Below are 20922 nucleotides of genomic sequence, written 5' to 3' on the forward strand. Positions count from 1 at the left end.
TGTTCATCTTGTTGGCGGAACCCCTGTTCAACGAGGGGTCGTCGTTTGGTTGTTCGTTGGTATACATGGTGTGATGATTAGTGTTTGATTGCGACGTCTATGGACGACGAGTAGGTCGATTTAGACCCTTCACAATGATTGCTTGCCGCGTTTCCGGAAATTCGCCGCCCATTTCTTAAAAAAGTGAATTTTTCTTCCCGGAGCCGTTTCCTGAGGCGGCGCGCCCTGCTTTCCTCCAGATGAATGCTTCTGGCTGCCCGTGACAAATTCCCTTCAGCGTCAATCAATGCCTCAACCAGCTCCCTTTCCTGGAAGTCCGAATGTTCGTCAGCGTCAATTTCCCGGCCATTTTCATATTCAAGCGGACGGGCTTCCCGCAGCAGCAGCCTCTTCTTCCGGTTCCTCTCGCGCAAATAGCGTTCCGGCTCAAAAACGGTTGCATTGCCCAGGTATGTTTTTATGCCGGCGCCTCCGCTTTTCCGGTAACGGCGGCAAATTTCCCAGCATCGGATTCTGAACCGTTGGAGGATATCCAGATATTCTTCCTCAGGTATCTGAAACCCGATGGATTTCGCTTTTGATCGGAGGCGCTGAGGAACCGTTGAAGGCGAAACGGGATCTTCGCCTCACGACACGGCGCGGTATCAGGTATTTCACCGGAGTTTTGATGCGGAGGTGTCCGGAATTGAAAAAATTTCCGGTCCGGGAACTGACGCCGGAACATGGCACTCATTTTCAGGAGGTTATGTTTGCATCCCACAGGCAGCGTTACAAGGGCCGGGCGGTGATGAGGATTTGATGGAGAGGGGAATTTCGTAAGGTCCCGGACCAGTAAAAAGGGAGGAATTCTGAATGTCTCCGTTCATGCTGTGCTTCGGCGGCTCCTGGCGGGATACGGGGCAGGGGGACGGCCTGTTCTATCCTCCCAATTAGCCGATGCGTTAGAGGTTGCTCCGGGAAAAAGCGGGATGGGGTGGTACAACCGCTTTGGAGAATAGAATGCAGATGCACGGAGACATACTGATGTTTCCTGTCACGCCAAATGGTTCAGGGATTTTTCCCTGCTTCAGCTGAAAATGAGGCATGAAGAAGTCCCCGGCTTATTCCCTGGGCAGGAAGTAGCCGCGCTGTTTTTCTGAGATGGGCATGTCCAGGCGTTCCATAACGGCCAGCATGTCTTCCCATACCTTGCGTTTTTCCCGCGGACTGTCTGATCTGAGCAGGTAGCTGGGATGGTAAGTGACGCGTACGGGAATGCCGTTAAGGTCGTGGAACCTGCCTCTCATGGAGCTGACGGAACCCTGTTCCCCCAACAGGCCTACGGCGGCGGTACCGCCCAGGGCTATAATCATTTTCGGCCGGATGACCCGGATTTCATGCATGATGATGGGCAGGCACGCTTCAATTTCTTCCGGCGTGGGGGCGCGGTTATTGGTTCGCTGGTTGGGCAGGGCCGGGCGGAATTTGACGATGTTGGAAATGTAAACCATGTCTCTGGAGAGCCCCATAGCCCTTAATATCTGGTTGAGTTTTTCCCCGGCACGGCCCACAAAGGGCTCCTGCTGCACTTCTTCATAATATCCGGGAGCTTCCCCGATGAGCATGAGTTTCGTATGGGGATTGCCCGTGGCAAAGACCATGGTGTCCCGCAGGGAGTTGAGTTCCCGCGCCGGTTTCCAGTTTTGCGCCAGATTACGGAGGTATTGCAGCTTGTCTTCCATTGTCCCTTCCGGGAGGGTAATGGCAGAGGCCGGTTCCCTGTTTTGCGGAAACAGCTCCGGCGGTTCCGGCTTTCCGGCAGGTGCGGAGACAGGAACGGCCGCCTGCAGGGGCGGCGGTTCCGGAGAAGCGGGTGCTGATGCGGCGGGACGGCCTCCCTGTCTGGAAGCCACGTACCATGTTCTGAGAACGTTTCTGGCTTCATCCGTCAGGCTCGTTCGCGTTGTTCCCTGCTGGATCAGGGAATCAAGATAATGGCGGAAAAGGCTGTTCGGTGTAGCGCTCATGGGAGGATAAAGCCAGATTAGTCCATAAGAGGCCGTCTGTCACGACGATTCGCAGGCTCCCCGGCCTTCATGGAACGCGCCTCTCCGGGAAATGACACGGTAAAAGATGGTATCTTTTGCAAGGGAGGGAGCAAATTGGAGCTTTCCGGTTCAGGAATGGAAATGCAGCCGGCGCTCTCACAATTTTACTTAGTTCACGTATGTCTTTTTCTGAAGAATTAAACGGTTTGATGGATTGTCCCACTCCCCTGGTGCGCCGTTTCATGGCGTTGCTGGAACCGGTTGACGACGCCCGCCTGGAGGCGATGGCGCAGGAGAGCCGGCGTCTGACGCGGCTGCATTTCGGCCGGACCATTCGCCTGTTCGCCCCCATTTACCTGTCCAACGAATGCATCAATAATTGCAAGTACTGCGGTTTTTCCCGGGATAATCCCATTATCCGCACCACGCTTACGGTGGATGAAGTGGTGCAGGAGGCCCGCTACCTGCACGGCCTGGGGCTGCGCAGCATCCTGCTGGTGGCCGGGGAGCATCCCAAGTTCGTTTCCGACGGGTATATGCAGGAATGCCTGGACGCCCTGCATTCTTTTATTCCGTCCCTGGGGCTGGAGATAGGGCCGTTGCCGGACGACCGCTATGCGGAGATCGTCCGTCACGGGGCGGAACAATTGGCCGTGTATCAGGAAACCTATAACCGGGAAGTGTATGAAACCCTGCATACGGCAGGGATGAAGAAAAATTTCAACTGGAGGCTGGACTGCCCGGAACGCGCCTACCAGGGCGGTTTCCGCCGCATTCAGATAGGAGCCCTGTTCGGGCTTTCGCCGTGGCGGCGGGAGGCCATGGCTCTTGCCGTCCATCTGGATTACCTGCAGAAGCATTGCTGGAAATCCGCGCTTTCCGTGGCGTTTCCGCGCATGCGTCCCTACGCCGGGAATTACGAGTATGAACCTGATCCGGACTTGATGCTGGATGACCGCCATTTTGTCCAGCTCATGGCCGCCCTGCGCATCTGCTTCCCCAAAATAGGCATGTCCATCAGCACCCGTGAGCCCGCGCCGATGAGAAATGCCCTGATGCATTTGGGCATGACCCACATGTCCGCCATTGCGCGCACGGAACCGGGGGGCTACACGGGCGTGGGAACGGCTGCCGCCCATTTGACGGTGCGGGGCAACCGGGTGGATCTTCCCGATGACCGAAAAGGGAATTGCAAGGCGACGGAGCAGTTTGAGATTTCCGACCAGCGCACACCGGAGCAGGTGGTCGGAGCCATACGGAATGCCGGGCTGGAACCTGTCTGGAAAGACTGGGATGCCGCTCTGGATGTAGTGTAGGAGAATCTTCTCCCGTCTCATTTCTCCGGAATGACATTCATATCACCGTGATGTTGTGATGGAGCATTGACGGCATGCTCCGGCTGTCATATTTCCGGTAGCGATGATTCGTTATTATTGGGGGAGGTTTTGGCCGTTCCTCCTGTTTGCGTTCGGCGTTGAGGCGGTGGAAAATCTGTTTACGGTATTGTTCGAATACCGCAACATGGATTTCGGGTTGCTTCCCCTCCTGAAAACGGCGTACGTTTTTGTGACGGAGTTTGCCGTCACCATGTGCTACTGGCTTATACCCTATGCCGTTTATTTGTGGATTCTGCCGCGCGGGAAGGCGGGAGGGAAGGCGGACAGGTGGCTCACCTCCGCGTGGTTTTTCCTGTTTGTGCTCGCCAATCTGTTTGAAGATGTGGCGGAAGCCTTTTTCTGGAACGAGTTTGAGGCAAGCTTTAATTTCATTGCGGTAGACTACCTGGTTTACACCAAGGAGGTCATCGGGAATATTTACGAGTCCTATCCCATCATCCCTATTCTGGGCGGCATTCTGGCGGCGTCCGTTCTGGCCGTCTGGGGAATGAAGAGGTTCCTGCTTCCCAGGAACGGGGCGGTTCCCGTCGGATGGAAACGAGGCTGTGTGGTGCTGTTCCTGCTGGCCTGCGTCACGGGGGGATATTGGCTGGTGGATATCAAGGATGCGGATGCCGTGAACAACCGTTATAATTCGGAAATGGCCAAGGATGGCCTTTACAGCCTGTTCAGCGCCTTTCTCAAGAATGAACTGGATTACCGCGCTTATTACCGGACGCTGCCGGATGCGGAAGCGGCGGCGTTTCTGGCCCGGGAGTTCACGGCGGATGACACGTCCGTGCCGGAGGCTTCGTCCGGCAGCGTAAAGAGGCAGGTGCGTCCTTCCGGGGGGGCTATCCGCCCGAATGTCGTGGTTGTGGTCATGGAGAGCATGGGAGCGGAATTTTTGAACGAGTGCCGGGAAGACGGGGCTGACGTCACTCCGTGCCTGAGCCGTCTGGGAAAGGAAGGCATTTTTTTCCCGAATACTTATGCCACGGGCACCCGTTCCGTACGCGGGCTGGAAGCAATCAGCACATCCCTGCCGCCGCTTCCCGGCATGTCCATCCTTCGCCAGGAAGGAAATGAGCATTTGCAGACCATAGGTTCCATATTCAGGGACAAGGGATATGATCTCAAATGGATTTACGGCGGCTACGGGTATTTTGACAACATGAATTATTTTTTCGGGAACAACGGGTTTCAGGTTCTGGACCGTCATTCCATGGATGATTCCGAGGTGACCCATTCCACTATTTGGGGCGTTTGCGATGAAGATTTGTTCCGCCGCGCCGTACGGGAGGCGGATGAATCCTGCGGACGCGGCAAGCCGTTTTTGCAGGTGGTGTTTACCACGTCCAACCACCGCCCCTACACGTATCCGGAAGGGCGCATTGACATTCCTTCCCACACGGGGCGCATGGGGGCCGTGAAATACGCGGATTATGCGGTAGGCGCCTTTGTGGAGGAGGCCAGAACCAAACCCTGGTTTGACAACACGCTGTTCGTGTTCGTAGGAGACCACGGCGCCGGGAGCGCGGGAAAGCAGGCCCTCAATCCGGAAACGCACCGCATTTTTTCCATTTTCTACGCTCCGGCTCTGCTGAAGCCGGAACGGCGGGACACTCCCGTGAGCCAGATTGACGTGCTGCCCACCCTGCTGGGGCTGTTGAACTGGCCGTATGATGCGGCCTTTTATGGAAAGGATGCCTTGAAGCCTTCCTATCAGTCCCGGTATTTTGTGAGCAATTACCAATATATCGGCTATTTAAAGGGGAAAGACATGGTAGTGCTCAAACCCCAGCGCGGAGTGGAATTTTTCCGGGACGGAGAGGCCGTTGAGCCGGATGGGCGGATGAAAGAGCTGGAAAGGGAAGCGGTTTATTACTATCAGCACGCTTCCGGCTGGCGCACCAGTTTGAAGGAATAAGGCCCCCGCAAGGTGCGGAGGCCGTGATTTTGGCGGCCTCCGCCCGCGCACGGAAAATGCGTTCAGGATTTGCTTCCGTCCCTGTAATCCTGGAGAGCGTCCCAATGGAACGTGAAGTGCTTCTGCATGTGCAGCCCGTTGGCGAGAATGAACATGAGGGAAATGCGGAATTCGTTATTGTTCAATCCTTCCAGCTCTTTTTTGTCAATTTTCATGGAGAATTTCCCACTCTTTTTTCCAAGGCGCCGGGAGAAGGAAACGGCGTCATAGTCCTGGTTGACCGCATAAGGAGGATCCTGGATGTAAACATTCAGAGCTTTGACGGTCTGGGGGCTTTTATAATTGCCGGAAACCAGAATCTGGTCTCCTTTAAAAGAAATGGCTACGTCCCCGACCTCCACTTCCGGCTTGCCTTCGTAGAATTGCTGGGCCGGGGTGACGGAAAACACTTCACAGGCATCCAGCAGGGCGCAGCTGGCCGGGGTCAGGAACGTGGGACTGGTCCCGAACGTGTAATTGCCCGAACCCATCAGGGCCGTGCCGTATTTTTTACCGTCCGAGGCGGTCTGATGGTTGTGCGGCAGATTAAGGCCGTGCCCCAATTCGTGGGCCATGCCTCCATACCATTTGGTCAGCAGCCTTCCTTCCCTTGTTTTCTGCCCTAGGTGTTTGATGTCGAAGGCCGGATAATCCAGGGCGAAACAGTTGCGCCCCATGCCGTAAAAGGGAACTCCGCCGGGATTGTCGGGGCCGTTCTTTTCGTCATTCCAGGTGGGCATGATGATAAGCGTGTGCTGGCTTTTTTTCCTGTCCGGATGGGCTTTGAAAAATTCGTCAAGTTCCTGGGCCGCTTTCCAGCCGCCTCCGTTTTCATAAGGATAATGGGCCGCCGGATTTTTGGCCTTGTATTCAATGATGTTCACGCGGCCTGGGGATTTGATGTCCAGGCCGAAGGAACGCGCGCCATAGCCATGCCGCTGCATTTCCTTGCCGTAAAACTGCTGGAGGTAAAGGAGCAGTTCGCTGAGGCGCCGTTCATAATCCGGAACGGGTTCCGTATCACTGCCCAGAAAATAAACGATATTGAGCTGACGGGCCGTTTTTTTCAGGGCAATCCGGTCTTTCAGGACGTCCGGAACGGTGACTTCCGCAAAGGATGTACCGGAGGCCGCTCCCAGAAAGAACAGAGAAAAAAATGCGGAGAGAAGTCGTTTCAACATACATGCCAAATTAGGAGCGTCATTTTTAAAGACAAGGAAATTTACTGTTCTCTCCGCCATTGGAGGAACCATCCCTGGGCCGGGAGGGAAATAACGGGGGGAAGAATCCGTCATGTGGCGGCCGATAAGTTCGGAATGGCTGAAAGATAGAGGTTGCGAAGGCAGTAAATATGTGACATTGTTTATTAAAGCATGCATTTCCAATCTCTATATTTATCTGCCGTGGCGGTAAGTGCCGTTTCTTTCGGGTGGGGGGCTCTGGATAAGCCTTCCGCCTCCAATTTGATCTGGTCTGATGAACCGGCCGTAGTTGTTTATCCGCAGGAAGACAAAAATTCCGAGGGCAGTTTTGGCAAGTACAGAAAGCCTGCCTCCGTCTGGGAAGCGGAGGGGTATCCCATTGGCAATGGCCGCGTTGGAGCCATGATTTTCAGCGCTCCCGGCCGCGAGCGGCTGGCCCTGAATGAAATCAGCCTTTGGTCCGGAGGAGCCAATCCGGGGGGAGGGTACGGTTACGGGCCTGATGCCGGAACGAACCAGTTCGGCAACTATCTTCCCTTTGGGGATTTGTTTGTGGACTTTAAAAAAGGCGACCAGCCGGCTTCCCTGTCTGTGGAAGATTTTACGCGCTCCCTGGATCTCCGGGACGGCATTCATAAAGTGAATTACAAGGCGGACGGCGTAACGTATGACCGGGAGGCATTCTCCAGCACGCCTGCCAACGTCCTGGTACTGAACTATAAAGCCAGCAACCCCGGCCAATTCAGCGCGGATTTTTCCGTTAACAGCCAGCTTGGAGCAGATATTTCCGCCAAGGGATCCGTCATCACCTGGAAGGGGATGTTGAAAAACGGCATGAATTATGAAGGCCGTGTTTTGATCCGTCCCAAAGGCGGTACGCTTTCTGCCTCGGGAGATAAAATTTCCGTGAAAAATGCGGATTCCTGCATGGTCGTCATCGCCATGGAGACGGATTACCTGATGGATTATAAAAAGGACTGGAAGGGTGAATCTCCCTCCAGGAAGCTGGACCGTTATGCGGCCAAAGCCGCTTCTGCGGATTATGCCGCCCTGAAACAGGCCCACATTTCCCAGTACAAGTCCATGTTTGACCGGGTGAAGGTCAACTTCGGAAAAACGGAGGAGGATGTAGCCAAGCTGCCTACGCCGAAGCGTCTGGAAGCCTATAAGAAAAATCCGGCAGATCCCAATCTGGAGGAAACCATGTTCCAGTTCGGCCGCTATCTGCTGCTGTCCAGTTCCCGGCCCGGTACGCTACCGGCCAACCTGCAAGGGTTGTGGAATGATTATGTCAAACCGCCGTGGGCCTGCGACTACCATAACAACATCAACGTCCAGATGGCGTATTGGGGGGCGGAACCCGCCAATCTTTCCGAATGCCATGAGGCCCTGGTCAATTATGTGGAGGCAATGGCCCCCGGCTGCCGGGACGCTTCCCAGGCGAACAAGGGGTTCAATACCAAGGACGGCAAACCCGTGCGCGGCTGGACGGTGCGCACCTCCCAGAATATCTTCGGTGGCAACGGCTGGCAGTGGAACATCCCCGGTGCGGCCTGGTATGCGCTGCATATATGGGAACATTATGCATTTACCGGTGATAGAAAGTATCTGGAAAAACAGGCGTATCCCCTGATGAAGGAAATCTGTCATTTCTGGGAAGACCATTTGAAGGAACTGGGAGCCGGGGGCGAAGGGTTCAAGACAAACGGCAAGGATCCGAGCGAAGAGGAGAAGAAGGATATGGCCGATGTGAAAGCTGGAACTCTGGTGGCTCCCAATGGCTGGTCTCCCGAACATGGGCCGCGTGAAGACGGTGTGATGCATGACCAGCAGCTCATTGCGGAGCTTTTCTCCAATACCATCAAAGCCGCCCGCATTCTGGGCAAGGACGCCGCCTGGGCCAAGAGCCTGGAGGGCAAGCTGAAAAGGCTGGCCGGCAACAAGATAGGCAAGGAAGGAAATCTTCAGGAATGGATGATTGACCGCATTCCCAAGACGGACCACCGCCATACGTCCCACCTTTTTGCTGTTTTCCCCGGCAACCAGATCAGCAAGCTCAAGACGCCCAAGCTGGCGGAAGCCGCCCGCCTTTCCCTAGAATGGCGCGGCACGACCGGAGACAGCCGCCGTTCCTGGACGTGGCCGTGGCGCACGGCTCTGTGGGCCCGCCTGGGCGAGGGGGACAAGGCTCATGAAATGGTTCAGGGACTCTTGAAATTCAACACTTTGCCGAATATGCTGACTACTCATCCCCCTATGCAGATGGACGGCAACTTCGGCATTGTAGGCGGCATTTGTGAAATGTTGGTGCAATCCCATGCCGGGGGCCTAGACATCATGCCCTCTCCCGTGGAAGCGTGGCCTGAAGGCTCCGTGAAGGGGCTGAAAGCCCGGGGAAACGTCACGGTGGATTTTTCCTGGAAGGACGGCAAGGTAAGCAATGTGAAGTTGTATTCCGCCCAACCCAAGGTGTTGCCCGTGCGCGTCAACGGGAAGATGACCCGCATGAAAACCCTGCCGCTGAAATCGGAAGCGGAATCTTCGCAGCCCGCAGCCAGGTAAAAGAGGAAATCCATGATCCGGTTTTAATTCCGGAACGCAACATAATCATGGCTTCCGGTCCTTTCGTAAGGGCTGGAAGCCTTTTTTATCCCGGACCTTTGCGGGAGGAACGGTGTTTGTTTCAAAGGATGAGCATGCTGAACGGCGCGTTCTGAAAGAAGGAATGCCTCTCCGGATAGAAAGGTTGGGCAGGGGGGGGAAAGGTCTTCCGCTTCCCGCCTTGAGGAAAGAAGGGGGTCGCTCTCATTTCTTTTCCATTTGCCCGAGAAGGGAGCAAATGGCGCAGGAATGGAGAGAGCACAGGTCATCGTGGATTTGAAGCAAAGCCTGGTGGTGCCAGGCTTTCGCAAGAAAGGCTTGTGCATCCGGCCTGCCGCCCAGCAGGGATTGGTGGACGGAGAGAACTTTTGTTCCCGCCTGTCCGGCCCGAAGGGAAAGATAATGTTTCCATGCATGTGCGTCATCTTTCATCGGAAGAAGGTGGTTGATGATAAAGTCCAAGATTCTATCCCGGCCCATCAGGGCCATGGGGCGGGGAGAGGGTGAGGAAGGAAGCGTTACATGGGTGCTCCAGTAGGGGTGTGTAAGGGAGGAGAGGTACTCGGTCAGTTTTTCCGTATGTCTGGCAACGCAAAGACGCTTAAACGTATCAAAGTCTGCTGCGATGACGGACAGCGCCCCTACGCGCCTCTGCGGATGGTTGGCCGGCCTGCTGCCGGAAAATGTCCAGGGGAAGGAGCGGTCCGGCGCCAGTTCAAATTGTTCCCGCAGGGGCCACCATTGAGCCCAGAGTTTTTTGTGCAGATCTACGGCTTCCGGTGTGCAGGAGGCTGGCAATACTGGAAGGAGGAATCCCGCCGTACCGAAGAGCAGGGCTTCCGGGCAGTTCCGGATGGAGCGCAGGGGGGCCCGCAGGGCCAGGTGGCGCATGGCGGTTTTGTTGGCGTGATAGCCCAGCGTTTCCGCCAGGTTTTCAAAAAGGGTTTGTTCCTCTCCTGCGTATTTGGCGCGTTCCGCATGGCGGCGGTGCTTGTTCCGGAACCTGTAGGCTGCTGCTGATTGAAGGAGTGTTTCCAGAAACTCCGGAGCCATGGATGCCAGCAGTCCGGAGTGTCGGCAGTGGCGTATCGGGGCGCTGCCGGAAGGGGATGTTCCTGACCGCGCCAGCGCAGCGGGGGGAATGATAGCCAGAGGAACGCGTTCATGCCTGGCATTGCGGGTGAACCATTTCCTGCGGCTGGGCGTGCAGGCGAGGTGCAGGATGACGCCATTAAACCCCGGGTTGGAACCGTGCCCGTGGCGTTCCCAGTCTTCCGGCGCGGGATCCAGTTCGATATCTCCCGATTGCGGGACGCCATTAATGCATATCTTGGCGTTTAGAAAGTCCGGCCCGGCAGATTTATTCCAGTTCCCGAAATCCAGGATGTGAACGTCCCTGCCTGAATCATCCGTAAAAGAGGTCCCAAATACTCCTTCCAGCAGAAGAAGCTGAAGAGTCCGCTCGTCCGGAAGGGCGGAATGATTGGAAACGGAATGTTCCCTGACGGCGGCCGGCCCTTCTTCCCTTGCTGCGGAAAGGGCTTCCTCATACAGGGAGGCCATGGAGCGCAGGTCCATGTGGAGGGGAGGTATTTTTATTGATCTTTCTGCCGTTCCAATTCTTCTTTCAGGCAGTCGGTTACGTTGCGGAATTTTTCTTCGTTCTCTTCGCTCATTTCGCTCAGGGTCAAATGGGAGTTGAGAACGTGGAGAGTTTGCTCCTTGGCATCCAAGTGAACGGAAGGGGCATTTTCAGTACCCAGGGCGGCACGTATCTGCTCTACTTTTCCCCTCCAGGGGGCTGTGGGCGGTTCAATGCTGAGCAGGGCGTCCAGCCCCAGGCTTTCCAGGGCGCTCAGGCAGCGTTCGCTCGGGGAAGCGATTTGGACGGATCCCCCGATGGGAAGCAGCCGTCGGGACAGGCCCGCAAGAGTGCCCATGAAGGTGGAGTCAATGCCGGAGCAAGTTTCCAGATCAATGACGATCAGACGCCCTCCGGAAGCGATGTAATCGTCCCCCAGGGATTTGACAGTCGGACTATTGGCAAAACTTCCGCGTCCGGAACACCGGACCCAAAGAAATTCATCAAAAAGGCCGAAAAGGATGGAAGAATTGTTATTCACGTCGTTAGAAAATGGAAACCATATGAATAACAAGAGAAACCTCTGCGGTCAAGTCAGGATTTAATTTGCGCGCCGCCGGAAGAAGGTTCGTTTTCTCGCATGCAGAACCTTTTCCCGCGGCGCTCTTTTCGTTATTCGGAGGGATGCCTCAGGAGTTCTTGGTGCCTTCCCCCGTACCGGGCAGGAAACGGTAATAGGTTTCCAGCATCAGCGTTGCCAGGCACTGGCGGTAGATGTTTTCAGATTTATTGCTCATGCCGGAAACGTATCCTACGTCATTTTTCCGGAAACTGCCGTCCGCATTCTGGCCGCTGAGCACGGCGTCCCGGAATGCTTTGTTGTAAGAGGTCCATACGTCTCCTCCGCGGTTCATGGCAGCCTGCACGCAGTAGTAATGCATGTAGAGATTACTCTTGACATTTTCCGTGCCGCTTCCCTGGCCCCACTGGAGGGTCTTGACGTTGTTCTTAATCCAGTCCAATCCCTTGCGGGCTGCACCGCCGGAGCCGTCGCCCGTCATTTGCAGAGAAAGCACGCCTACGCCTACCAGGGAGGAACGGGGCATATTACCGTTTTCCTTATAGGAAAATTTGCCGTCCGGCATGACGTTCTTGCGCACGTAGCTTGAGGCCTTGCGCAGCGTAGAGCGGATTTCCCCTTTGGTAGGCTTGATGCCGCCGTGTTCGGCAGCCTTGAGAGCCTGCACGTTCCACCCGGTGACGGAAAGGTCGATGTCCGGATTAATCTTGTTGTTGTAGCTGTAGCCCCAGCCCCCGTTGGGACACTGGGCGTCAATAATCCTGTCCACGGCTTTTACGACGACCTTTTCCAGATTGGAGATGGAGGGGATGTCCATCTGTTTGCAGAAGGTATAGGCTTCGCACAGGGCATAGGTGGCTACCGCGTGGTCATAACAGATTTCCTTCAGGGCGGGCTGTTCCGAAAGGACGGGGTTTTTCATGCCTAAGTCCACCAGGAAGGAAATGCCTTTCAGGACGTTTTCTCCGAATTCCTCGGAAAGAGGGGTTTCACAGTGGGCCAGGTAGGCCAGCAGGGAAATGCCGGTCATGGAAGCGCGGAATTGCCCTTCACCCCAGGAGCCGTTGCCGTTCTGCTGTTTTTTCAGCCAGCGGAGGGATTTGACTACGGCTTCCTCGCACTGCGGGGTGCCCCCGTTTTCCGTGATGCGCTTCATGCGGTCGTTCAAATCGCAGCGCTTGGAGATGATGCCGGGAATGCCTCCCCCGTCTCCGTCGCCCGTGCCGGTGCCGCCGGATTGACTACCGCGACGTCCGCCGTGGCGACGGCGGCGATGACCTTCACCTGAGCGGAGGTGGAGGAACTGCTGGGGCGCTGGGTGGTCTGGGTGACTTCCGGCGTGTCAATGTCCGGGTTATCTCCTTCCTGGGTGGCGTAGGCGACCATGGGGGGATCTTCCGGAACGGCCACGATGATGTGCACCAGGTAGAGGAGGAGGCCCATGAGGGCGACGCCAAGGAAAGAGACGGAAATGGCGGCGGTCAGGGTTTTGGTCCGCTGCTTCTTCAATTCCGCAAGGGCATCTTCAGTACTTTCAATGTGGAGACTCATAGAGGGAGGTGTCTGGTTGGCATCAAGGCAAAAACTCCCGCATTTCTGAAAAATGGGGAGAATTGCCCTGTACAGGTATGTATTGCTGGCCTGCCTGTTTACAAGGCTGGCAGCGTACTAAAGCCAGACACGCCTGTCTGTCAATCAGATTAGGAATTCCTGGTGCCTTCCCCCGTGCCGGGAAGGAAGCGGTAATATACCTCCAGCATCAGCGTAGCGAGGCACTGGCGGTAAATCTTGTCGTTGATGGAACCTCCATTGCTGTTCACGAGCCCCCCCGGTCCCGGGAATCCGTTCGGGGTGAAGCTTCCATCGGTGGCCTGGGCTCCGAGGGTGGAATCACGGAAGGCCTTGTTGTACGCTTTCCATACATCCCCTCCTCGGTTCATGGCGGCCTGTACCCCGTAATAGTGCTGGTAGAGGTTGGAGGAAGTATTGTTCGCCTTCCAGTTGAACGGCTGGTTGGTGTTCTTGAGCATCCAGTCCAGTCCCTTGCGGGCGGCGCTGTCCGAACCGTTGCCGCACATTTGAAGGGAAAGAACGCCTACGCCCACCAGGGAGGGACGTGCTGCGGCATCTTCCCTGCCTTTCTGCATGTAGGTGAAGAGGCCGTCGGGCTTGCCGCATTTCTGGCAATAGGCCGCGGCTTTGCGCAGGGCCGTGCGTATTTCGCCTTTGGAGGGGCGGATGCCGCCGTGTTCGGCGGCCTTGAGGGCCTGCACGTTCCATCCGGTGACGGAAAGGTCCGTATGAGCGCCCGCCTTCGTGTTGTAATTGTAGGCCCAGCCGCCGTCGGTATTTTGATTGTCCACAATCTTATCAACGGCTTTTATGACGACCTTTTCCAGATTGGAGATGGAGGGGATGTCCATCTGCTTGCAGAAGGTGTAGGCTTCGCATAAGGCATAGGTGGCTACCGCGTGGTCATAGCTGACTTCGTTCCTCTGGGGAACCAGGGAGAGAACGGGATTTTTCATGCCCTGATCCACCAGGAAAGAGATGCCCTTCAGGACAGTTTCCCCGAATTCTTCGGAAAGAGGCGTTTCGCAGTGGGCCAGGTAGGAGAGGAGAGCCATGCCCGTCATGGCGCATTTGTAATTATGGGGAGCCCCGCCCCAGGAACCGTCTTTATTCTGCTGTTTTTTCAGCCAGCGGAGGGATTTGACTACGGCTTCCTCGCACTGCGGGGTGCCTCCGTTTTCCGTGATGCGCTTCATGCGGTCGTTCAAATCGCAGCGCTTGGAGATGATGCCGGGAATGCCTCCCCCGTCTCCGTCGCCCGTGCCGGTGCCGACTTCCGGTGTGTCGATGTCCGGGTTGTCGCCTTCCTGGGTGGCGTAGGCGACCATGGGGGGATCTTCCGGAACGGCCACGATGATGTGCACCAGGTAGAGGAGGAGGCCCATGAGGGCGATGCCGAGGAAGGAGACGGAAATGGCGGCGGTCAGTGTCTTGGTCCGCTGCTTCTTCAATTCCGCAAGGGCATTTTCAGTACTTTCAATATGCAGGCTCATACAGTATGTGAAGCTTCCTGAAAATAATAGAATGTTTTTCCGGTTGAGGCGAGTTCAAAAATTTTGATGGTCTATAGGGTGGTAAATGACCAGATATGAACAAAATGGAATTTTATAATGAACGGCTTATATTGGTTGCATCATATACCCGACGGGGGCGTCTGCCGGGACATGGGCTGTGTTTCTGGTTTGCCGGAGAGGAATGGAAAAGGCTTTTTGAAGCCGGGAAGGAGAAGCAGCACGCCGGGAACCGTTTGCCTTTGAATGTTTTTAGCTGTGGCCGGCAGAGGAAGAAAGAGCGGTTCCGGGAGAGGAGCGTACGAAGAAATTTGAAAAAACAAGCCCTGCCATGGAGGGCATGGCAGGACGGAAAAGAGGGTGGCCTTTTGCGGGCAGAGGCATTAATAGTGGCCGCGGCGCGGGCCAGTCATCCACTTCCATGCGGTTTCCACAATGGCCCCGGCATCCTTGCACCTGGCTTCCCAGCCGAGGATTTCCTTGGCTTTCTTCGGATTGGCAATCAGGCGGGGCGGGTCGCCTTCGCGGCGCGGGCCGTAGCGGACGGGAATTTTTTTGCCGGTGACTTTTTCAGCCGTTTCCAGGATTTCCCGGACGGAAAGTCCCAGGCCGGTTCCGAGGTTGAAGCATTCTGTGGCCCCGCCTTTCATCAGGTAGTCCACCGCTTTCAAGTGGGCGTCCGCCAGGTCGTTGACGTGGATGTAGTCGCGGATGCAGGTGCCGTCCGGCGTGTCGTAATCCGTTCCGAAGACTTCGATGTATTCCTTTTCCCCGGTGAGCGTGAGCAGGATGTTGGGGATAAGGTGGGTTTCCGGTTCGTGGTCTTCACCGATCAAGCCGTCCTCGCTGCAACCTGAGGCATTAAAATAGCGCAGAAAAACGCTTTTGAGACCCCAGGCGCGGTCGCAGTCCCTGCAAACTTTTTCCAGCATGTACTTGGAACTCCCGTAAGGATTGATAGGATCCTGCTTTTCCGTTTCCGGGATAGGAATCTGGGTGGGAACGCCATACGTGGCGCAGGTGGAGGAGAAAACAAAGCGCTTGACGCCGGCGGCTTGCATGGCGCCCAGAAGGACGAGGGGCCTGGCGATGTTGTTCATGTAGTACTTGAGGGGGTTCTGGACGGATTCCCCCACATTGATGAAGGCGGCAAAGTGAATCACGGCGTCAAAGTTGCCCTTCATCAGGAGAGGATATACCACGGAGGCATCTCCCAAATCCCCTTTGACCAGTTTCACTTCCGGGTCCACGAGGGCTCCCGCGTGGCCGTACACCATGTTGTCCAGCACGGTCACGTCTGCGCCGGTTTTGACGAGCTGGCGTACCGTGTGGGAACCAATATATCCGGCTCCGCCGGTTACAAGTACTTTCATGATTTTATCAAATTTGCTGTTGAGCCGGTTTAACTTTTTCTCCGGCAAAGGCGTCCGGACATTTTGGAGTCTGCGGAACCTTCCGGTTCACTGCAGGCTGAATCCCTGTTCCAGACGCCTGTAAAAGTGACATGTTTTCCCCTTTTTGTCAATTTGCGATATATCTTGCCGCCGTCTCTCCGTTCTTTGCCTGCGGCGGTTGGAGCTTCTCCGTTTTCATGCCGGAAACTGCCCCGCTTTTTACTGGCTCCTGACAGGCATTTTTGCGAACATCACTTCATTATGAAACCGTCCGAGATCAGGAATGTTCTGGAAGACCATGAAGTGCGCCCCAGCAAGTCCCTGGGGCAGAATTTCCTGACGGATGAAAATGTGGCCCGCTGGATTGTGGAGCAGCTCGAAATCCGGCCGCAGGATTGCGTGGTGGAGGTAGGGCCTGGAACCGGCTCCCTGACGGAACATGCCGCACCCCTTTGCCGCAAACTGGTTCTGGTGGAATTTGATTCCCGTCTGGCGGAGTACCAGAAAGAGCGCTGGGCCGGTGATCCCCATGTGGAGGTTCACCATGCAGACGGCGCTTCCTGGGATCCGCGGGGGCTGTTTGCGGAGGCCCCTGTCAAATTCCTTGGCAATCTTCCCTATTCCGCGGGGGGAGCCATCCTCCAGAATTTCCTGTCCAGGCCCAGTGCTGTGGAACGTGCCGTGGTGATGCTCCAGAAGGAGTTTATCGATCGCATTCTGGCGACGCCGGATGATGATGCCTTCGGGCTGTTGTCCCTGCGCATCCAGAAAAACTGGATTCCCCGTGCCCTTAAAACCATTCCGCCGGAAGCGTTTCATCCCCGTCCGCGTATTGATTCCACCGTGATGCTGCTTACTCCCCGCCCTGCCCGCGAGCTGCCTCCATATGACGACCGCCTGATGGATGAACTGATGCGCAAGGCTTTTTCCCAGCGGCGCAAACAATTGAAAAAACAGCTCCCCGCTTCTCCTCCGTGGGAGGGCGTGGCTGCTTCCCTGGGACTTTCCCCTTCCGCCAGGGCTGAGGAATTGAATTTGTCCCAATGGGTGGAATTGGCGCGCGTTTATGATACCAATCCTCTCAAGGATGTGGCGCAGAGCGGAGATGAATTGTTTGACATCGTGGACGAACTCAATCAGGTGACGGGGCAGGGCACGCGCCGGGAAATACATGAAGGCAGCCTTCGTCATCGCGCCGTACATATGTTCCTGGTCAATAAGCATGGAGCTGTGCTTCTCCAGAAAAGGTCCCTGTGGAAAGACAGGCAGCCGGGCAAATGGGATTCCTCCGCAGCCGGGCATCTGGATGCCGGGGAAAGTTATGAGGAAGCTGCGGTGCGGGAGCTGAAGGAAGAACTGGGGGTGTCCGGCTGCGGGCTGCAGAAAATCGCGGATTTTGACGCCGGAGAAAATAACGGCTGGGAATTCATCTCCCTCTATGAAGGGCGGTATTCCGGGAAGGTTCGTTTTCCGGCGGCGGAGGTGGACAGCGTGCAGTGGTTCACGCCGGAGCAAATCCAGGCGTGGGTGGAACGTCGTCCGCAGGATTTCTCGCCTGCGTTCATTCCCTGCTGGAATGCATGGCTGGTCGCGAATAGAAAAAATCATTCTAACTCAAATACATATCATGATAAACCCTGATCAATTATCTCCGGAACAGATCCAGTCCATCCGGACCTGGGCGGAAGAAGGACTGGATTTAAACGCCATCCAGAAAAGGCTGCATGAGGACTTGAACATCAAGCTGACGTTCATGGATACAAGATTCCTTCTTCAGGATCTGGATATCCGCATCAGCCAGCCGGAGCCGGAACCCGAAGCCGAGCAGCCCGGAGAGCTTCCCGGAACAATGCCTCCCCCTGCCTCCCTGCTGGGAAAAACCCAGGTAACTGTGGATGAAATAACGCCTCCCCACGCCCTGATGGCCGGCAAGGTTTTATTCAAGAGCGGCGCCCAGGGCGCATGGGATATTGACCGTACCGGCCGTATCAACTGGGACGTTACGCTTGGAGAACCTACGGCAGACGACCTGAGGGAATTTGAAACGGAACTGCAATCCGTCATTCGCAGCCGCATGGGAGCCATGTGAGGGAAACGGAAAATATTTCGCTTGAAATGGACTGGAAGCAGGAACTTGCCGGGTGGCGGTTATTTCCAATAAAAGCCTTGGCTGGAATGGAAAATGCCGTGTCCGCATGCCATTCGGGAGAGAATGTCTGCCCGGAAAAAATGCGCGTTCATTTGGTTCCATAGTAAAATAAAAGCAACAAAAGGACTATCATGGAAATACCGGAGGAAATGATTGAAACGCTGGTGCCTGCCGTTCGGGAGCAGCTGGAGTCGCCGGACACCGCTTATGTCAAAAACTGTCTGGAACGCCTGACGGGGCGGGAAAAACTGGGAGAACAGGAAGCTCTGGAACTGATGGCGCAGGCTCTGGCCATTACTATTAATGCGATGGTGGTGGGGGGCCGCTCCTTTGATTCGGGAAAGTACAAGGCGCTGTTGAAAGATCTCCCGGCTCTTCCGGATGAGGCTCCGTGATAAATCTCGACAATCTCCGGAATTGATTCATAATCCTTTCTTTCACTTGAAATTTTATGGCAAAAAAACCATTAGAAACAGGTGCTCCGGAAGCGTCCGCAGCTAAAAAAACGGCTGCTCGCAAGACGACGGCCAAAAAGACGGCCTCTACTACCAAAAAGGCCGCCGCAGCTGAAAAAAAAGCTGCTGCTGACGCCGCTTCCGTAGAAGCACCCAAAACCAAAATCAAAACGGTCAAGTCCGCCCCGAAAACCGCGGTGAAGACAAAAACCGCGAAAACAGCCAAAAAGGCGGCTGATGAAAAGGCCCCTGTCTCTGAAACGGTTGTTGCCCCTTCCGAGGCCCCGGCTCCTTCCGCTCCCGTGGAAAAGGAGATGATGCCCGAAGCTCCCCAGAAGCCCCAGGCTGCCGCTCCGGTCAAGGTCAAGCGGGAATCGTTCCGCCCCAATCGCAATGCGGAACAGCAGGAGCGCCATGAACAGCATGGCGGAGATGTCTTTGCCCAGCCGGAAACGGTGGGCGGCGCCTCCGAAGGGCCCTTTAACAAGCGCAAGCGCCGCCGCCGCAATAAGAAAGGCGGCGGTTCCGAAGACCGCCAGCCCATGCAGGATGCCGCTTCTCTCAAGCAGTTGGATTGTAAGAAGGTGGCTTCCCGAGCCTGGAAAATGTTCCTGGCGGAAGTGTCTGAAGAAGGCCTTGCCCTGATGGACGACCAGACGGCGCGTGAGGCGGCCCGCCGCGCTTTCCGCTGTGCGGAATTCTTCATGATGGAGGAAGCGCGCCGCAAGCATGCCCAGAAAGCAGCTCTCCAGCAGCAGGAGAAAACTTCTTCTCCGGAAGAGGAACGGGATTCCGAAGAGGATTCCGGCGAAGAATAATTCCTGTCTGTGTTGATGTTTTTGCCCTGCGGCGGATGCCGCAGGGCGTTTTTGTATCCTCCGGGCTTATTTTCCGGAGTTTGAATGGCCGTGTTTTATCCGGTGCATTGGGAAGCAGCATGCGCCGCCCTTTGCCACCTGGGGGCAAAAAGCAGCCTTTTCTCCAACCAGGGCACTTTTTGAGAATGGGAGAGCGTTGGAGCCGCTTGGATGAAAGCGGACTTTATTTCGTGCCGTTCCCCGTTCTTGTTCCTCCTAAACCTTTTTGCCTCTCCATTTCCCGCTCTTGAGGTACCACCATGCCAGGAAGATCAGGGTAACGCCGTAAACGTGTTCGGAAAACCAGCAGAGAGCCACATCCGGCTTGAGCCTGATGATGCCGTAATAAATGACGGCCGTGTAAACGGCCAGGGAAATCATTTCCATGATGAATCCCGCCCTGGTATTGCCTGTGCCGGATACGGCATTGAACAGGATGAATGACGGAGCCATGATCAGTGTGGAAGAAGCCATCACATACACGGAATTGACGCTGGCGGCAATCAGGGACGGACTATCCGTGAAGGCACGGAGGACGGACTCCGGAAACAGGCACAGTATGATGAGCAGGGGGATCAGGATGGCGTATGTCAGTTTGAGAGTCATGCCGCAGGTTTTGAACAGGCAGCGCTGTTCTCCCGCTCCAATCTGGTTGCTGATGAGAGCTCCTGCCGTGGTGGCAAAAGCGCTGATCACCATGATCAGCAGGGCGGAAATATTGCGGACGATGTTGGTAACGGCCAGCGGGCGTTCCCCCAAATGTTCAATCGCCAGGAAAAAAATAAACCAGATGGAGACGGAAATAAAAGATTGCACCATGGTCCATCCGGAAATGGACAGCATTCCCTTCAGCAGATGGGGGCGGAGTGTGAATGCCCGGCGGAAGCCGTACTTCCGTTTATCCGCCGTCATGCTTGTGTAGATGATGAAAAAGAGAAGGGAGACTGCTTCCGATACGCTGGAGGCAATGGCCGCCCCTGCTATGCCTGCGGCGGGAAAGCCGCCTTTCCCGAAAATGAGGCAGTAATTTAACGCGACATTGCTCAGGAGCATGACAATGGAATTGACCGTCAGAATCTTCGTCTGGGTAATCCCCACGTAATAGGCTCGGAACATGACGCAGAGGAAAGAGAAAAAGATACCGTAGGTGCGCCAGTGCAGGTAATCCGCCGTGGCCCCGTACACCTGTGGGGATTCAATGATGTCCCGCAGGATGATGGGGGAAAAATATTGGGATGCGGCAAAAAGGGCTACCGCCAGGACCAGCATGAAATAACAGCCCTGAACCATGGTGGGGGCAATCCTGTTGTAACGGCGTTCCCCGTTGCGGCGCGCAATGATGATTTGTGCGCCAAAGCCGAAGCCGAATGCCAGCATGAACATGGCCATGTAATACACGCCGCCCAGAGCGCATGCTCCCAGCGCCACGTCTCCCACGCGCCCCAGGAAGACGGCATCCGTCAGGCCGATCATATGCTCAATGATCAGGCTGATCATGAGGGGGTATGACATGAGCCATATCTTTTGATAGGAAGTAAAAGAAGGATTATTCATAGCGGGGGCAGCCTGCGGGCATGATCCGCCAAGGGCAGGCGCTAAAGGCCAAATATTCTTGAATTAAAATGTTTTCTTGCAAGAAAGAAATGC

Annotated in this window: 16 protein-coding genes; 7 read left to right on the plus strand and 9 right to left on the minus strand. The window is 55.6% G+C overall.

Features of this window, described 5'->3' with window-relative positions; translation table 11 throughout:
- Positions 1 to 1100: 1100 nt before the first annotated feature.
- Positions 1101 to 2006 carry a uracil-DNA glycosylase gene (locus BHW66_RS02425; protein WP_022198024.1) on the minus strand — a complete coding sequence of 302 codons (906 nt, stop codon included), beginning with the start codon at positions 2004 to 2006 and terminating at the stop codon, positions 1101 to 1103.
- Between the two features lie 200 nt (positions 2007 to 2206).
- Here BHW66_RS02425 and thiH point away from each other — a divergent pair, with 200 nt between their 5' ends.
- Both thiH and BHW66_RS02435 read left to right on the plus strand, forming a co-directional pair.
- The gene (gene thiH / locus BHW66_RS02430) at positions 2207 to 3343 is read left to right on the plus strand and encodes a 2-iminoacetate synthase ThiH (RefSeq protein ID WP_046437448.1); all 1137 of its coding nucleotides are present in this window, start codon (positions 2207 to 2209) and stop codon (positions 3341 to 3343) included.
- A gap of 103 nt (positions 3344 to 3446) precedes the next feature.
- Entirely contained in the window at positions 3447 to 5333 is a 1887-nt protein-coding gene (locus BHW66_RS02435) for an alkaline phosphatase family protein (protein WP_102758982.1), read from the plus strand.
- Between the two features lie 62 nt (positions 5334 to 5395).
- Here the strand turns inward: BHW66_RS02435 and BHW66_RS02440 are convergent, their stop codons facing one another.
- A complete protein-coding gene (locus BHW66_RS02440) occupies positions 5396 to 6553 on the minus strand; it encodes a hypothetical protein (RefSeq protein WP_102744132.1) in 1158 nt (385 codons plus the stop codon).
- A 222-nt stretch (positions 6554 to 6775) separates the two neighbouring features.
- Here BHW66_RS02440 and BHW66_RS02445 point away from each other — a divergent pair, with 222 nt between their 5' ends.
- A complete protein-coding gene (locus tag BHW66_RS02445; RefSeq protein WP_180975887.1) occupies positions 6776 to 9136 on the plus strand; it encodes a glycoside hydrolase family 95 protein in 2361 nt (786 codons plus the stop codon).
- A 243-nt stretch (positions 9137 to 9379) separates the two neighbouring features.
- On the opposite strand, the gene BHW66_RS02450 is transcribed toward BHW66_RS02445, so the two are convergent.
- The 6 genes from BHW66_RS02450 to galE all read right to left on the minus strand — a co-directional run bounded on the left by BHW66_RS02450 (position 9380) and on the right by galE (position 15793).
- A complete protein-coding gene (locus BHW66_RS02450) occupies positions 9380 to 10753 on the minus strand; it encodes a DUF2851 family protein (RefSeq protein ID WP_046437446.1) in 1374 nt (457 codons plus the stop codon).
- 17 nt (positions 10754 to 10770) lie between these two features.
- A complete protein-coding gene (locus BHW66_RS02455) occupies positions 10771 to 11298 on the minus strand; it encodes an STAS domain-containing protein (RefSeq protein WP_022198012.1) in 528 nt (175 codons plus the stop codon).
- A 148-nt stretch (positions 11299 to 11446) separates the two neighbouring features.
- A complete protein-coding gene (locus BHW66_RS02460) occupies positions 11447 to 12493 on the minus strand; it encodes a prenyltransferase/squalene oxidase repeat-containing protein (protein WP_286688857.1) in 1047 nt (348 codons plus the stop codon).
- A gap of 8 nt (positions 12494 to 12501) precedes the next feature.
- The gene (locus BHW66_RS02465; protein WP_286688858.1) at positions 12502 to 12888 is read right to left on the minus strand and encodes a hypothetical protein; all 387 of its coding nucleotides are present in this window, start codon (positions 12886 to 12888) and stop codon (positions 12502 to 12504) included.
- Positions 12889 to 13037: 149 nt separating this feature from the next.
- Positions 13038 to 14402, minus strand: coding sequence for a prenyltransferase/squalene oxidase repeat-containing protein (locus tag BHW66_RS02470; RefSeq protein WP_286688859.1), 1365 nt, complete (start codon positions 14400 to 14402; stop codon positions 13038 to 13040).
- 401 nt (positions 14403 to 14803) lie between these two features.
- Positions 14804 to 15793 (minus strand): UDP-glucose 4-epimerase GalE, encoded by a 990-nt coding sequence (galE, locus tag BHW66_RS02475; RefSeq protein ID WP_012420166.1) that lies wholly within the window; start codon positions 15791 to 15793, stop codon positions 14804 to 14806.
- 282 nt (positions 15794 to 16075) lie between these two features.
- On the opposite strand from galE, the gene rsmA reads away from it, so the two are divergent.
- The 4 genes from rsmA to BHW66_RS02495 all read left to right on the plus strand — a co-directional run bounded on the left by rsmA (position 16076) and on the right by BHW66_RS02495 (position 19236).
- The gene (gene rsmA / locus BHW66_RS02480; RefSeq protein ID WP_022198016.1) at positions 16076 to 17455 is read left to right on the plus strand and encodes a 16S rRNA (adenine(1518)-N(6)/adenine(1519)-N(6))-dimethyltransferase RsmA; all 1380 of its coding nucleotides are present in this window, start codon (positions 16076 to 16078) and stop codon (positions 17453 to 17455) included.
- On the plus strand, positions 17442 to 17903 hold the full coding sequence (locus BHW66_RS02485; RefSeq protein ID WP_022198017.1) for a hypothetical protein: 462 nt from the start codon (positions 17442 to 17444) through the stop codon (positions 17901 to 17903). Before rsmA ends, BHW66_RS02485 begins: the two co-directional genes overlap by 14 nt.
- Before the next feature lie 191 nt (positions 17904 to 18094).
- Positions 18095 to 18358 (plus strand): hypothetical protein, encoded by a 264-nt coding sequence (locus BHW66_RS02490; RefSeq protein WP_012420169.1) that lies wholly within the window; start codon positions 18095 to 18097, stop codon positions 18356 to 18358.
- 56 nt (positions 18359 to 18414) lie between these two features.
- Positions 18415 to 19236 (plus strand): hypothetical protein, encoded by an 822-nt coding sequence (locus BHW66_RS02495; protein ID WP_012420170.1) that lies wholly within the window; start codon positions 18415 to 18417, stop codon positions 19234 to 19236.
- Between the two features lie 255 nt (positions 19237 to 19491).
- Here the strand turns inward: BHW66_RS02495 and BHW66_RS02500 are convergent, their stop codons facing one another.
- Positions 19492 to 20829: an MATE family efflux transporter gene (locus BHW66_RS02500; protein ID WP_046437441.1), complete on the minus strand. Its 1338-nt coding sequence runs from the start codon at positions 20827 to 20829 to the stop codon at positions 19492 to 19494.
- Positions 20830 to 20922: the final 93 nt, after the last annotated feature.

Origin of the sequence: Akkermansia sp. 54_46, assembly GCF_001917295.1 — a bacterium.
In the GTDB taxonomy this organism is placed as follows: Bacteria; Verrucomicrobiota; Verrucomicrobiia; order Verrucomicrobiales; family Akkermansiaceae; genus Akkermansia; species Akkermansia muciniphila.

Coding starts and splice junctions, on each gene's coding strand:
- thiH (WP_046437448.1), top strand. CDS start 2,207: ATGTCTTTTTCTGAAGAATTAAACGGTTTGATGGATTGTCCCACTCCC.
- BHW66_RS02440 (WP_102744132.1), bottom strand. CDS start 6,553: ATGTTGAAACGACTTCTCTCCGCATTTTTTTCTCTGTTCTTTCTGGGA.
- BHW66_RS02495 (WP_012420170.1), top strand. CDS start 18,415: ATGGCAAAAAAACCATTAGAAACAGGTGCTCCGGAAGCGTCCGCAGCT.
- BHW66_RS02470 (WP_286688859.1), bottom strand. CDS start 14,402: ATGAGCCTGCATATTGAAAGTACTGAAAATGCCCTTGCGGAATTGAAG.
- BHW66_RS02485 (WP_022198017.1), top strand. CDS start 17,442: ATGATAAACCCTGATCAATTATCTCCGGAACAGATCCAGTCCATCCGG.
- BHW66_RS02435 (WP_102758982.1), top strand. CDS start 3,447: ATGATTCGTTATTATTGGGGGAGGTTTTGGCCGTTCCTCCTGTTTGCG.
- BHW66_RS02490 (WP_012420169.1), top strand. CDS start 18,095: ATGGAAATACCGGAGGAAATGATTGAAACGCTGGTGCCTGCCGTTCGG.
- BHW66_RS02450 (WP_046437446.1), bottom strand. CDS start 10,753: ATGGACCTGCGCTCCATGGCCTCCCTGTATGAGGAAGCCCTTTCCGCA.
- rsmA (WP_022198016.1), top strand. CDS start 16,076: ATGAAACCGTCCGAGATCAGGAATGTTCTGGAAGACCATGAAGTGCGC.
- BHW66_RS02500 (WP_046437441.1), bottom strand. CDS start 20,829: ATGAATAATCCTTCTTTTACTTCCTATCAAAAGATATGGCTCATGTCA.
- BHW66_RS02460 (WP_286688857.1), bottom strand. CDS start 12,493: ATGAAGCGCATCACGGAAAACGGGGGCACCCCGCAGTGCGAGGAAGCC.
- BHW66_RS02425 (WP_022198024.1), bottom strand. CDS start 2,006: ATGAGCGCTACACCGAACAGCCTTTTCCGCCATTATCTTGATTCCCTG.
- galE (WP_012420166.1), bottom strand. CDS start 15,793: ATGAAAGTACTTGTAACCGGCGGAGCCGGATATATTGGTTCCCACACG.
- BHW66_RS02465 (WP_286688858.1), bottom strand. CDS start 12,888: ATGAGTCTCCACATTGAAAGTACTGAAGATGCCCTTGCGGAATTGAAG.